This window comes from Macrococcus sp. DPC7161, assembly GCF_004117835.1.
GTDB lineage: Bacteria > Bacillota > Bacilli > Staphylococcales > Staphylococcaceae > SDSC01.
The window spans coordinates 209,216-222,065 of sequence record NZ_SDSC01000002.1 but is presented as its reverse complement, the minus strand read 5'-3'; the positions used below and the strand labels follow the sequence as shown (position 1 = coordinate 222,065).

The 12,850-nt window shown below is 36.2% G+C and carries 12 protein-coding genes; 1 reads left to right on the top strand and 11 read right to left on the bottom strand.

Going from position 1 to position 12,850, the window contains the following annotated elements; all coding sequences use genetic code 11:
- Positions 1-29 precede the first annotated feature (29 nt).
- The gene (gene moaC, locus ER639_RS04805; RefSeq protein ID WP_129064627.1) at positions 30-506 is read left to right on the top strand and encodes a cyclic pyranopterin monophosphate synthase MoaC; all 477 of its coding nucleotides are present in this window, start codon (positions 30-32) and stop codon (positions 504-506) included.
- A gap of 62 nt (positions 507-568) precedes the next feature.
- On the opposite strand, the gene ER639_RS04800 is transcribed toward moaC, so the two are convergent.
- The 11 genes from ER639_RS04800 to ER639_RS04750 all read right to left on the bottom strand — a co-directional run bounded on the left by ER639_RS04800 (position 569) and on the right by ER639_RS04750 (position 12,600).
- Complete coding sequence (locus ER639_RS04800) at positions 569-1,069, bottom strand: MogA/MoaB family molybdenum cofactor biosynthesis protein (protein ID WP_129064626.1); 501 nt, start codon at positions 1,067-1,069, stop codon at positions 569-571.
- 11 nt (positions 1,070-1,080) lie between these two features.
- The gene (locus ER639_RS04795) at positions 1,081-2,073 is read right to left on the bottom strand and encodes a ThiF family adenylyltransferase (protein WP_129064625.1); all 993 of its coding nucleotides are present in this window, start codon (positions 2,071-2,073) and stop codon (positions 1,081-1,083) included.
- A 12-nt stretch (positions 2,074-2,085) separates the two neighbouring features.
- The gene (locus ER639_RS04790; RefSeq protein WP_129064624.1) at positions 2,086-3,243 is read right to left on the bottom strand and encodes a nitrate/nitrite transporter; all 1,158 of its coding nucleotides are present in this window, start codon (positions 3,241-3,243) and stop codon (positions 2,086-2,088) included.
- Positions 3,244-3,412: 169 nt separating this feature from the next.
- Complete coding sequence (locus tag ER639_RS04785; protein WP_129064623.1) at positions 3,413-3,925, bottom strand: hemerythrin domain-containing protein; 513 nt, start codon at positions 3,923-3,925, stop codon at positions 3,413-3,415.
- 14 nt (positions 3,926-3,939) lie between these two features.
- Positions 3,940-4,590, bottom strand: a complete 651-nt coding sequence (gene nreC, locus ER639_RS04780; RefSeq protein ID WP_129064622.1) for a nitrate respiration regulation response regulator NreC — start codon at positions 4,588-4,590, stop codon at positions 3,940-3,942.
- Between the two features lie 10 nt (positions 4,591-4,600).
- Complete coding sequence (locus ER639_RS04775; RefSeq protein WP_129064621.1) at positions 4,601-5,620, bottom strand: sensor histidine kinase; 1,020 nt, start codon at positions 5,618-5,620, stop codon at positions 4,601-4,603.
- Entirely contained in the window at positions 5,613-6,083 is a 471-nt protein-coding gene (locus ER639_RS04770) for a GAF domain-containing protein (protein ID WP_129064620.1), read from the bottom strand. The genes ER639_RS04775 and ER639_RS04770 overlap by 8 nt, the downstream gene beginning before the upstream one ends.
- 69 nt (positions 6,084-6,152) lie before the next feature.
- Positions 6,153-6,827 carry a respiratory nitrate reductase subunit gamma gene (narI, locus tag ER639_RS04765; protein ID WP_129064619.1) on the bottom strand — a complete coding sequence of 225 codons (675 nt, stop codon included), beginning with the start codon at positions 6,825-6,827 and terminating at the stop codon, positions 6,153-6,155.
- Entirely contained in the window at positions 6,827-7,393 is a 567-nt protein-coding gene (gene narJ / locus ER639_RS04760) for a nitrate reductase molybdenum cofactor assembly chaperone (RefSeq protein WP_129064618.1), read from the bottom strand. Before narJ ends, narI begins: the two co-directional genes overlap by 1 nt.
- Entirely contained in the window at positions 7,386-8,936 is a 1,551-nt protein-coding gene (gene narH / locus ER639_RS04755; protein WP_129064617.1) for a nitrate reductase subunit beta, read from the bottom strand. The genes narJ and narH overlap by 8 nt, the downstream gene beginning before the upstream one ends.
- Positions 8,926-12,600: a nitrate reductase subunit alpha gene (locus ER639_RS04750; RefSeq protein ID WP_483306227.1), complete on the bottom strand. Its 3,675-nt coding sequence runs from the start codon at positions 12,598-12,600 to the stop codon at positions 8,926-8,928. Before ER639_RS04750 ends, narH begins: the two co-directional genes overlap by 11 nt.
- Positions 12,601-12,850: the final 250 nt, after the last annotated feature.

Sequence of the window (12,850 nt, the reverse complement as noted above, 5' to 3'; positions counted from 1 at the left end):
TATAATGGTATTAACGAAAGGATGATACGATGAATCAATTTACACATTTCAATGAACAAGGTCGTGCTAAGATGGTAGATGTTTCTGATAAACAAACGTCTACACGTGTAGCCATTGCTAAAAGCTCTATACAGGTTAATGACATCATTTATGATCAAATCATTAACCATAAAAATAAAAAAGGTGATGTACTCGCAGTTGCACAAGTCGCTGGAATTATGGCTGCTAAAAATACAGCACAAATCATTCCTATGTGCCATCCACTCAACTTAAGTGGTATAGACATTAACTTTGAATGGGATACCACTAATGGTTATACTTTGCATATCGAATGCATGGTAAAAACAACAGGTCAAACTGGTGTTGAGATGGAAGCATTAACAGGTGCTTCTGCCACTGCATTGACGATTTACGATATGACAAAAGCCATTGATAAAGGTATGATTATTGGCCCAACTTATTTACAACATAAATCAGGTGGAAAAACCGGCGACTTTAATCGATAATCTTGAAAAAATAACACGGAGTTTAAGGATGAGATCATAATCCCAACGCTCCGTGTTATTTATTATTTATTTAATTCATGTACAATATGATGAATTTCTTGTGATATCAATTTTGTCATTGCAAGATTCACGGCACCAACAGAACCTGGTATTGAGAAGATGACTGTGTTTTCTTTCGTACCACATAATGCACGAGATAACATTGCACGTGTACCAACATCTTCTGTATAACTTAAATATCTAAAGATTTCTCCGAAGCCTTCCATTTCTTTATCAATAATAGAAGAGACCACTTCAATCGTTACATCACGTTTCGCCACACCTGTACCACCAGTTGTAATAATGACATCCACATTATCATTTAACAATTTATGAATCGCATGGTTAATATCTGCTTTATCATCTGGCACAATCATGTAATGTTCTTTATCCACTTGAATATCAATGTGATTCAAATGTTCGATGACTGCTTTTCCACCTTTATCTGTTTCAAATGTTCTCGTGTCACTAACTGTAATGACACCGACGTTCAATATTTTACGTACTTCATTAGAATGTTCCACGTGAAATCCTCCTACCCAAATAATTGATGGTATATTGTCTTCGCTTCATTCACTGTTTTCACTTCATGAATGAGTAACCTACCTCCATTAAACCATATCATCGGCTTATTCGAAAACTTAAAACGTAAAAAATACGGTGTATGAATGTACTCTATGTTGCGTTCTTCTAAAAATTGAATGATTTGATTTTGATCGAAATTCAATGTCGTAAATTGAACCGTATCACGACCACAAAGCATCGTCTGATCTTCTCGTAAATTTAAATATGGATATGTAGGGGAATCCCCACATGTCTTACAATTTATATCTCCCATGCGACTAAATTTCAAAGTCGTATGGTCCATTTGCCATACATCACCAAACACAAGCTTTGGCTCAAATTCCGTTGATGTTAATATCTTCATGGCATACATCACTTGATAACTCGTTGCCAAACTTACCGCTGGCTCAATGATACCTACCGTATCACACGTACGATTCATAACAGGTAATATCCCCATCACACAATTAAAGCAAGGCGTTATATCCGGTATAAACGGACAAGCAACATACGTCGACTCCACACACGCACCATATACCCATGGTTTATTGTATTTATAACAAAAGTCATTCATTACTTGTCTTGTTTCAAAATTATCTGTCGCATCTAATAAAATATCACATTGCATAAACGCCTCTTCCAACAGTTGTGCGTCGCAATGTGATATATATGTTTCTATTTCTAAATCTGACCTAATCAGTTGTAGCTCTCGCTTGAGTGCCACAACTTTAGGTACAGATAAAGCTGCATCAGATTCTTTAAATAACGACTGACGTTGTAAGTTAGAAAGTTCTACATAATCACGATCGACAATAATCAATTTTTTAATACCCATTCGCGCAACACTCTCAGCTAAATGCGTGCCAAGTGCCCCACTTCCGATGATACCGACTGTACTATTTGAAATCCTTTGTTGACCAGATTCATTAATACCTTTAAATTTGATTTGTCTATCGTACCGCATATAAAACCCCTCTTATTTACGTCCTTCTTTTTTATCCATCCAGAACATTGTGATTAAGGCAATTATACCAAACACTGCTAAGAAGGCAAAAGCTGGTTTGTTTGTACCTAAATTTGCTACACAAGCTGCGATAACTAATGGTGGGAAGAAACCTCCTAAACCACCCATCATTGATACGATACCGTTTACGATACCTGCTTGTTTAGAGAAATACGTTGGCGCAAGTTTAAAGATTAAACCGTTACCTAAACCTGCACAAGCTGCGATGATTAAACATCCAGTTGTGAAGAAGAAAATTTGATGATTAATTGATAATAATACTGCACCAATGATTAAACCTACGAATACAACCTTTAAAACATCCATTGCACGTAATTTATCACCTAATACCCCACCGACAGGACGAAGTAACGTTGCAAGAACGATGAATGTACCAGTACGCATACCAGCATCAACTTTGTCTAAGTGGAAGTTGTTTACTAAGAAGTTTGGTAAGAATAAACCAAACGCTACGAACGCACCAAATGTAATGAAGTACCAGAAACTTAATAAGTATAATTTGTAGTCAGGTAAAACACCTTTAATTTGATCCATTAACGGTTGTTTCACTTTAGGCTCATCTTTATCACCTAAGAAGAAGTTTAATAAAGCAAATAAAGCCATAACGATTAAATAAGATTTTACAGTGTTGCTCCAACCAATTGCATTTGCTAAAGGTGGTGCAAAGAATGCAGAAATGGCAGTACCGATATTACCCATACCGTAAATACCATTTGCAAGACCATGTTTTTCTTTAGGGAAATATTTCGGAACACTTGTTACCCCAACAGAGAAAATCGCGCCACCAATACCTAGGAAAAGACCAGCGATCATTAACATCGTTGTTGAGTTTGCCATACTTAATAAAAAGACAGGAATTAATAAGAAAATAAATGAACCTAAAAATACTTTACGCGCACCAATTAAGTTTGCATAATAACCTAAAGGAATACGTAATACCGAACCTAAAATAACTGGGATTGCTAAAATAATAGCTTTTTGACTTTCTGGAATTGTAAACTCCTGAGACATAAATGGAATTAATGGCGCAATGATTGTCCAAGCCATAAATCCAGCCATCAAACTGAGCGTTTGAAGGGCTAACTGCGTTTTACCTGAAGCTTTGTTCATACTCTTCACCTTTTTTCATTAGTTTGTGATTTTATATACAAACTCATTTTAAGATGAATTTAATATCTATCATATTGGGGAAATCCCCCATGACGTACGGGGAGTCCCTATATCTCAGTAATAAAAAAAGAGACAAGAACACCTTGCCTCTATGTATTGATTTATTTAATTACAAAATCCTAGTATTCACTGCTTCTAATAATGCTTCTTCGTCTTTGATTTTAAAGACTTTCTCAGCCATCGTAAATAAGACGCTTTCTTCTTTATACATATGAACCATACAAATTTCATAACCTTCATTTAAGTCTTTTAATAACAACTCTATTTCTTCAGGTTTTAAGTCCATCATATCTGTTACATTCATAAAATGACTAAAGTATTGCATCATTTCATCATGTTCCGCTTCTATTGTGACGATTGGTCCTTGTTCTGTACCTATATAACTTCCGAGTATCGGAAAGAAAAATTTCTCTTCTTTCTCTTGATGTTTACGAAGTACTGGTAAAAATTCATTCAATGATTCTCTTAATGCTTTTAGTTGTTGAAACTTTACTAATGGCATTGTTGAAATATTAATATTACGCATTAATTGAAACCAGTCATGCATCATAGAACGCAATAACATATGCTCATTTTCCAACACGCGTAATGCTTTCATTTTTGTTTGAAATTGTTGTGTCATAACACACCTCTATTTTAAAATTCCAATAACTTTTTCTTTAACGCATATTCAACTAATTCTGGTCTAGATTTCAAACCTAATTTGTCCATTATTCTTGCTTTATGTGCTTCGACTGTCTTCACAGACACGAAAAGCATCTCTGATATTTCTTTATTTCCATATCCTTTAGCGATTAAAGGTAAAATTTCTAACTCACGTTTTGATAGTATTTTAAATGGGTCATTGGATTTTGCTTCTTCTTTCCCACCTGTCATTAATTCATGCACGAGTGATGTTGCCATTTTAGGATCGATAAATGTATCACCATTATTGACAGTTCTTACTGCTTGTATCAACTCTTCATCTGGTGCATTTTTTAAAATATATCCGTTCGCTCCATTACGTAACACGTGGAACAAATATTCTTCATCATCAAACATCGTTAAGATGAGAATTTTTGTTTCTGGAAATGCATCTTTAATCTTACCTGTTGCAATGAGTCCCGACTCTCCTGGAGGCATACTCAAATCTAATATCAATACATCTGGATGATGTTTTGCTACCATTTGAAATGCTTCTAATCCATCTGCTGCTGTAGCAACGACTTCCATATCATCTTGATAATTTAAAATCATTGAGAAACCTGTTCTTACCACTGCATGATCATCCGCAATAACAATCTTCATGTAGCCCCTCCTAACTTAGTGGAATGGTTAGCGTAACGATGGTGCCTTTATTTTTAACACTATTGATTTGTACATCTCCACCTACAATTTCGGCTCTTTCTCGCATACCAAATAAACCTAATCCTGTTCCTAGTGGCGCATCTTCATGTGTAAAGCCAACACCTTGATCACTAACTTCTACTAACAATTCTTGTTCTGAATATTGAATAAAGACATCTACATCATCTACATTAGCATATTTTAATGCATTAAGTATCGCTTCTTGTGTAACACGATAAACTACCGTTTCAATTTCATTACTGAATCTGCGGTCATTTAAATTAGAATCTAAATGCACTTCAATGCCGTAATTCTTTTGTAGTTGCTTAATGTGTGACTTCAATGCTGCTTCGATACCTAAATCATCTAAAGATGCGGGTCTTAATTCTAATGACATATTACGCACATCATCCATTAAGCGAGACATCGATCCTTCGATAAGCTGTAAATGCTTCTCAAGCTCTTCGTTCTTTTTGTATTTTGTGAGTCGTAAGTCGACCATCACATGTAATAACTCCTGTACTAAGCTATCATGTAGTTCTCTAGAAATACGTTTTCTTTCATTTTCTTGTGCTTGAAGTATACGCTGTGTAACTGTTTTTTGATGGAGTGATTCTTGTGTTTTGATTTGTGGTGAAATATTTTGTAAATGTAACACCTTGATTTGATGTTCTGATAAATATACATAGGATGCAGAATATGGTACAGGTGTACCCGCTTCATCTTTAATAAACATTTGGAATGTATTATTTTTTGTATTGTTCTTCATGAAACAATCTAAACATGTCATCAATGCCTTTTCGCTCGTATAACCTAAGCATACATTACAAATCGACTTTGTCATATGCTCAAGGTTATCGTGATGACTTAATAATGTCTTTGCCGCATCATTCATAAATATAATTTCATTATCATCATTAATAAACAAAATCATTTCGTCTGTATCATTATAAAAAGCCAGCATTAACTGGCTTAATTGTTGATTATCCATGATTGATTGTATCCTTTCTGTAGAACGGCCCAAAGCCTTCTGTCAGTGATTTTTCAACATCTTTCATAATATTTGAATCAAATTTGTGATGTCCTCTATTGCCAATCAACAATACTGCCGCAACTTTATTATACTTCCAAAGCGGAATGGAAATAAAGCTTGTTAATCGCTCGAACTTCACAATTGGGAAATCAAATATATGTGATATTAGTTCACTATGATCTACATCCAGTTCTATCCATGGTTTCCCTGATTTAATCACTTGCCCAGCAATACCTTTGCCTCGCTGTAACTCGATTAATTTGTAACGCTTATTTGTTTCACCTGAAACAAATTGCCATTTGATATTGGTTTGTGAAATTAAATCTGAAGGCATCGCAATACCTACAAAATCGACATTAAGACGCTCTTTCATTTGATGTATAATCGTTTGATAATCATAAGATGCCATTACCGTTTGCATTGCGACACCTCCTTATTTTTATTTTTTGTTGCTTTTATTGTTTTTAGTTGTTTATTTCTTATTCTTTTATTATTTATGTTTACGGTAAAGAATATGACTTCGACCTACATAGTTTACAGGAACACTCCATACGTGCACAAGTCTTGTAAATGGCCATAATGCAAAGATTAAGAAGCCTGTAATCACATGTAATTTGAATTGTAATGGTACATCTGCCATATATGCCACTTGTGGTCTTAAAATCAATAAACCACGGAACCACTCAGATATCGTTTGTCTATAATCAAAGTGTGGCATCGTAAAGTTTGTCACAATCGTTGAGTAACAACCGATAAATACAATAAATAATAATAAAATATTTACTAAAATATCCGATAACGAACTTAATTTACGAACACTTTCATTTGTTATACGTCGCGCAGTTAATAATATCATACCTATTAAAGTTACGATACCGAAAATACTTCCAATATAAACAGCACCAATATGATACATATGATCACTAACACCAATTGCACGTAACCAACTTGCTGGAATACCAAGTCCTGCAACGTGTCCTAAAATCACGGGAATAATACCTAAGTGAAATAAAATACTACCCCACATTAATTGTTTCTTTTCAATAAATTCACTTGATTTTGCTGTCCATGAAAATTGATCATATCTAAATCTAAATATATGACCAATAATGAACGTTGCGATACAAGCATACGGGAAGATTACCCAAAGTAACTGTGCAAGCATTAATTGTCACCTCTTTCATCATTTAAACATGCTTTACATGTTTCACGAATTGCTAATACAAGGTGATAATACGGGCTTTGAATGGCCTCTAAAGCTTTCACTAAGTTATAAGTACCATCTTCAATGACCATTAATAATAGTTGCATGCTTTCTTCTGCTCTATCATCACCGCGCCACTCAGCTGCATAAATAAATTCACACATTAATGGCAAGAAATCCGATAACTCTGAACTTGGCATTTCAAGTCCAAACATTTCATATAATACTTTTAAACGTGCAAGCATTTGCCCACGCTCTTTTTGATCTTCAAACTTTACATAAGTCATATAAAGCGTTGTTTTCTTTTCGAAATCAAAGGTATGTGTATATACTTCTTGAATTTCTGATAAAGAAATTTCATGCATATTGTCCCAATATTGCTTTACTGCTTCATATGCAGGGTGTGTTTCATCAAACACACCCTCAAATTCTCTAGGATGAAAATTTAATTTCTCAGGATAGACCAATTGGTGGCTAAAAAAACCAAATGTTTTTTTAAATTGATATAATTTATCTAAATTAATCACGCCAAATGCCTCCATAGAAATTATCTTCGTAAATTTCTTTACCTGATTTGCCAGGTGCTACTGGGCCACAGCCGTCACAATCTGCACCAAAGTTATCACTTGTATAACCCTCGCCACCTTGCGCGCTATACGTATCCATGTAACCTTCTTTATGGCTTGTTGGGATGACAAAACGATCTTCATGTTTTGCAATCGCTAGTAAACGGTACATCATTTTTACTTGTTGTGCTGTCATGCCAACACGTGCAAGTTTTGCTTCATCGAAGTCTTTACCGCTTGAGATTGCTCGCATGTAACTACGCATCATTGCCATACGTTGTAATGCTTCTTTAACTGTCTTTGTATCTCCAGCTGTTAACATGTTCGCTAAATATTGTACTGGTAAACGCATCTCTTCAATAGCAGGGAAGATCATATCTGGGTTTTTGATAGAATCTTTACCTTCAAAGTAATTCATGATTGGACTTAATGGTGGGCAATACCAAACCATTGGTAATGTACGATATTCAGGGTGTAATGGGAATGCAAGTTTATATTCAATTGCAAGCTTGTACACCGGTGAATTTTGTGCCGCTTCAATCCAATCTTGAGGAATGCCATCACGTTCAGCTTGAGCAATGATTTCTGGATCATTCGGATCTAAGAATAAGTCCAATTGTGATTGATATAAATCTTGCTCATCTGTTACTGAAGCCGCTTCTAATACACGGTCAGCATCATATAATAACACACCTAAATAACGCATACGTCCTGTACATGTTTCTGAACATACAGTCGGAATACCTGCTTCAACACGTGGGAAGCAGAATGTACATTTTTCTGCTTTATTCGTTTTCCAGTTGAAGTAAACTTTTTTATATGGACAACCCGTCATACAGTAACGCCATCCACGACATGCGTCTTGGTCAACAAGGACGATACCGTCTTCATCACGTTTATACATTGCCCCACTTGGACAACTTGCCACACAGGCAGGGTTTAAACAGTGTTCACATAAACGTGGTAAATACATCATGAATGATTGTTCGAAATTGAATTTGATTTCATCTTCAATTTTTTGAATGTTTGGATCCATTGGTCCAGTAATGTGGCCACCAGCTAAATCATCTTCCCAGTTTGGACCCCATTCTAAATCTAATTTTTTACCAGTAATGATTGACTCTGCTTTAGCTACTGGTGAATGTTTTGATTCTTTTGCAGTTGTAAGATGTTTGTAGTTATAAGTCCATGGCTCATAATAATCTTTCATTTCAGGCATATCTGGGTTGTAGAAAATTTTACCTAAAGCGATTTTAGATAATTTAGAACCAGATTTAAGTTCTAATTTGCCGCTTTTACCTAATTTCCAACCACCTTTATATTGTTCTTGGTCTTCCCAACGTTTTGGGTAACCAATACCTGGTTTTGTTTCTACGTTATTAAACCACATGTATTCAGCACCTGGACGGTTTGTCCAAGTACTTTTACATGTCACACTACACGTATGACAGCCAATACATTTGTCTAAGTTCATTACCATTGCAACTTGAGCTTTAATCTTCAAGCCAATCTACCTCCTTCATCTTACGAACTGCAACGTATACGTCACGTTGGTTACCGATTGGACCATAGTAGTTAAATCCGTAACTAATTTGTGCATATCCACCAACTAATTGTGTTGGTTTTAAGTGGATACGTGTTGGTGCATTGTGTGAACCACCACGTGTATCTGTAATTTCAGAACCTGGTGTTTCAATATGTTTATCTTGTGCGTGGTACATAAACATCGTACCTTTTGGCATTCTGTGAGAAACAACAGCACGCGCTGTTACTAAACCATTTCGGTTATATACTTCTAACCAGTCATTATCATTAATATCATGTTCTGCAGCATCTTCATTGCTGATCCAAACTGTCGGACCACCGCGGAATAACGTTAACATGTGTAAATTATCTTGGTATGTAGAGTGAATGTTCCACTTACCGTGTGGTGTTAAGTAACGTAATACTAAAGCATCTACGCCACCTTTAATTTTCTTATCTTTTGTACCAAATACCATCGGCGGTAATGTTGGTTTATAAACAGGTAATGATTCTCCAAATTGTTGGAACACTTCATGGTCAATGTAGTAACTTTGACGACCTGTTAATGTTCTAAATGGTACTAAACGCTCGATATTCGTTGTAAATGGTGAATAACGACGACCTAATTTGTTTGAACCAGGGAATACAGCTGTCGGAATTACTTCACGTGGTTGTGCTGTAATGTTTTGGAATGTGATTTTTTCAGCTGCACGTTCTGCTGAAATATCTTTTAATTCCATACCAGTTTGTTGTTCTAAATCTTCATATGATTTTTGAGAAACACGACCGTTTGAAGCTGATGAAACATTTAAGATTACATCTGCTACTTGTTTAGCAGTATCAATTTTTGGCAAACCATTTTTGATTGTTTCATCATAATGCGTACCAACGATATGTTTTAATTCATCGTATTGTTCTTTAACGCTGAATGATACACCGTGTGCGCCGACTTTACCTTTTTCAAGTAATGGTCCGACTGACACGTATTTATTGTATACATCTGTGTATTTACGTTCTACAACTGCAAATCCAGGCATTGTTTTACCAGGAATCGCTTCTACTTCACCTTTTGTCCAGTCTTTTACTTTACCCATAGGTGTTGCAATCTCTTGAATAGAGTCGTGTGCAAGTGGTGCTGTTACAACGTCTTTATATGTATCTGGTAAATGACGTTCTGCCATTTCTGAGAATGTTTTTGCAATTGATTTGTAAATATCCCAGTCACTTCTAGATTCCCATAGTGGATCTACCGCTGGATTGAACGGATGAATGAATGGGTGCATATCTGTTGAAGAAATATCATGCTTTTCATACCATGTTGCAGCCGGTAAAACGATATCTGCATACAATGGTGTTGCTGTCATACGGAAGTCAAGTGCAACTAATAAGTCTAACTTACCTTCAGTATCTTCACGCCATACGATTTCTTCTGGTTTATCTGTTTCATTCGGTTCAGCAAGTAATCCATGCTTTGTACCTAATAAATGTTTCATGAAGTACTCTTGACCTTTTGCTGAAGATGAAATTAAGTTAGAACGCCATACAAATAATGTTTTTGGATGATTCTTTTTATTATCAGGATCTTCTACTGCAAATTTTGTTTCACGTGATTTAACAGATTCTACTGCACGTTTTAAAATCGCTTCATTTGAGAAATCGCCTGCTTCTTTCGCTTCTTCACCAAATAATAAACTGTTTTTATCAAATTGTGGATATGAAGGTAACCAGCCAAGTCTTGCAGCTGTTACGTTGTAATCTGCTGGATGTTGATGTTTAATTTCACCAGCTAAAGGTGATTTTAAAGTATCCACGCTAGACTCTTCATATTTCCATTGATCTGTTGCAAAGTAATACCAGCTTGTTGCGTTTTGTAAACGTGGTGGACCTTGCCAGTCTTTAGCGAACGCAATTGTTGACCATCCTTCAATCGGACGACATTTTTCTTGTCCAACATAATGCGCCCAGCCTCCACCGTTAACACCTTGTGTAGCACATAATGTAACTAAGTTTAATACAGAACGATAAATTGTATCTGAGTTGAACCAGTGGTTAATACCCGCACCCATGATGATCATTGAGCGACCGCCAGTATCGATTGCATTTTGTGCAAATTCACGAGCAATTTGTGTCACGATTGAAGCTTTCACACCTGCAATCGCTTCTTGCCATGCTGGTGTATAAATTGAATCTTTATCATCATACCCTTTTGCTTCTAATGGGTGATTAAAACGTTTTACACCGTATTGAGATAACATTAAGTCATAAATTGTTGCCACCAATACCGTTTCGCCATTTGCTAAAGTTAATTTTTTAGCTGCGATTGGACGTTTGAATACTCCATTACCTGCGTTATCAAAGAATGGGAATGCAATTTCAACCACTTCATGATCATGACCAACAACAGTCATTGATGGATCAATTTTAGTGCCATCATCTGTTTCTAATTTTAAGTTCCACTTCTTGCCTTCTTCCCAACGTTGACCCATTGTTCCGTTTGGTACAACAACTTCGTTAGAAATATTATCAATAATGACAGGTTTCCATTCACTATGTTGTGATGTGTCACCTAAATCACTTGAACGTAAGAAACGCCCTGCTTTTAATGTATCTTCATGCTGATCTAATTGAATTAAGAACGGCATATCTGTATATTGTTTCGCATAATTAATGAACATAGACTCTTTACGTTGTTCATAGAATTCATCTAAAATAACGTGCGTCATCGCCTGTGCAAGTGCCGCATCGGTACCAGGGTTTGGTGCTAACCAGTTATCTGCAAACTTAACATTTTCAGCATAGTCTGGTGCAACCGATACGACTTTAGTACCTTTATAACGTACTTCCGTCATAAAGTGAGCATCTGGTGTACGAGTTAATGGTACGTTTGAGCCCCACATAATGATATAACCCGCATTGTACCAATCACTTGATTCAGGTACGTCTGTTTGCTCACCCCAAATTTGTGGTGATGCTGGTGGTAAATCCGCATACCAGTCATAGAACGATAACATTTCGCCACCAAGTAAAGAAATGAAACGTGCACCAGAAGCATATGAAATCATACTCATCGCTGGAATCGGTGTGAAACCTGCGATACGGTCTGGTCCAAATTTCTTAATCGTATAAATTAATTGTGCTGAGATTAATTGTGTTACATCTCTCCAATTCACACGAACATGTCCACCCATACCACGAGCTTGTTTGTAAGATTTTGCTTTCTCTTCGTCTTCAACGATTGATTGCCAAGCACGAATAGGATCTCCATGTTCTTCTAAAGCAGCTTTCCATAAGCGCCATAAAACACCACGTACGTATGGAAACTTAATACGTAATGGCGAATACTCATACCATGAGAAACTCGCACCACGAGGACATCCACGTGGTTCAAATTCAGGCATATCTGGTCCACATGAAGGATAATCAATTTGTTGATTCTCCCAAGTGATAATTCCATTCTTCACAAATACTTTCCAAGAACAAGAACCTGTACAGTTAACACCATGCGTTGTTCTAACCACTTTATCGTGGCTCCAACGTTGACGGTACATTTTTTCCCATTCACGGCTTTTTTCTTCTAAGATTGACCAATTCCCGTTAAACTTTTCAGTTGGTTTAAAAAATCGTAACCCTGTTCCAATTGCCATCATATACACTCCTTTTAGCCTATTAACCCTCTTAATTATGATTATGAAACAATTCACAAAGTTGTACCATTGGGGAATTACCTATACCACTAAGGGAAATCCCTGTTGAATTGGTAATTTGGGAATTGGGTGTTGGGTGAGTGTTGGATTTTGTGCGTGAGTGAGCGAATAACTCCTGTCTTCGCTCACCCGACCTGTAATTCTCTGGATTTCTTGAGTGAGTGAGCGATATTCGTCTGTCTTCGCTCAC

What these genes read in the sequence shown, in the direction of transcription:
- narI (WP_129064619.1), bottom strand. Translation starts at nt 6,827, where the DNA reads ATGCTTGCACAGTTACTTTGGGTAATCTTCCCGTATGCTTGTATCGCA.
- moaC (WP_129064627.1), top strand. Translation starts at nt 30, where the DNA reads ATGAATCAATTTACACATTTCAATGAACAAGGTCGTGCTAAGATGGTA.
- nreC (WP_129064622.1), bottom strand. Translation starts at nt 4,590, where the DNA reads ATGAAGATTGTTATTGCGGATGATCATGCAGTGGTAAGAACAGGTTTC.
- ER639_RS04770 (WP_129064620.1), bottom strand. Translation starts at nt 6,083, where the DNA reads ATGCAAACGGTAATGGCATCTTATGATTATCAAACGATTATACATCAA.
- ER639_RS04785 (WP_129064623.1), bottom strand. Translation starts at nt 3,925, where the DNA reads ATGACACAACAATTTCAAACAAAAATGAAAGCATTACGCGTGTTGGAA.
- ER639_RS04750 (WP_483306227.1), bottom strand. Translation starts at nt 12,600, where the DNA reads ATGGCAATTGGAACAGGGTTACGATTTTTTAAACCAACTGAAAAGTTT.
- ER639_RS04795 (WP_129064625.1), bottom strand. Translation starts at nt 2,073, where the DNA reads ATGCGGTACGATAGACAAATCAAATTTAAAGGTATTAATGAATCTGGT.
- ER639_RS04775 (WP_129064621.1), bottom strand. Translation starts at nt 5,620, where the DNA reads ATGGATAATCAACAATTAAGCCAGTTAATGCTGGCTTTTTATAATGAT.
- ER639_RS04790 (WP_129064624.1), bottom strand. Translation starts at nt 3,243, where the DNA reads ATGAACAAAGCTTCAGGTAAAACGCAGTTAGCCCTTCAAACGCTCAGT.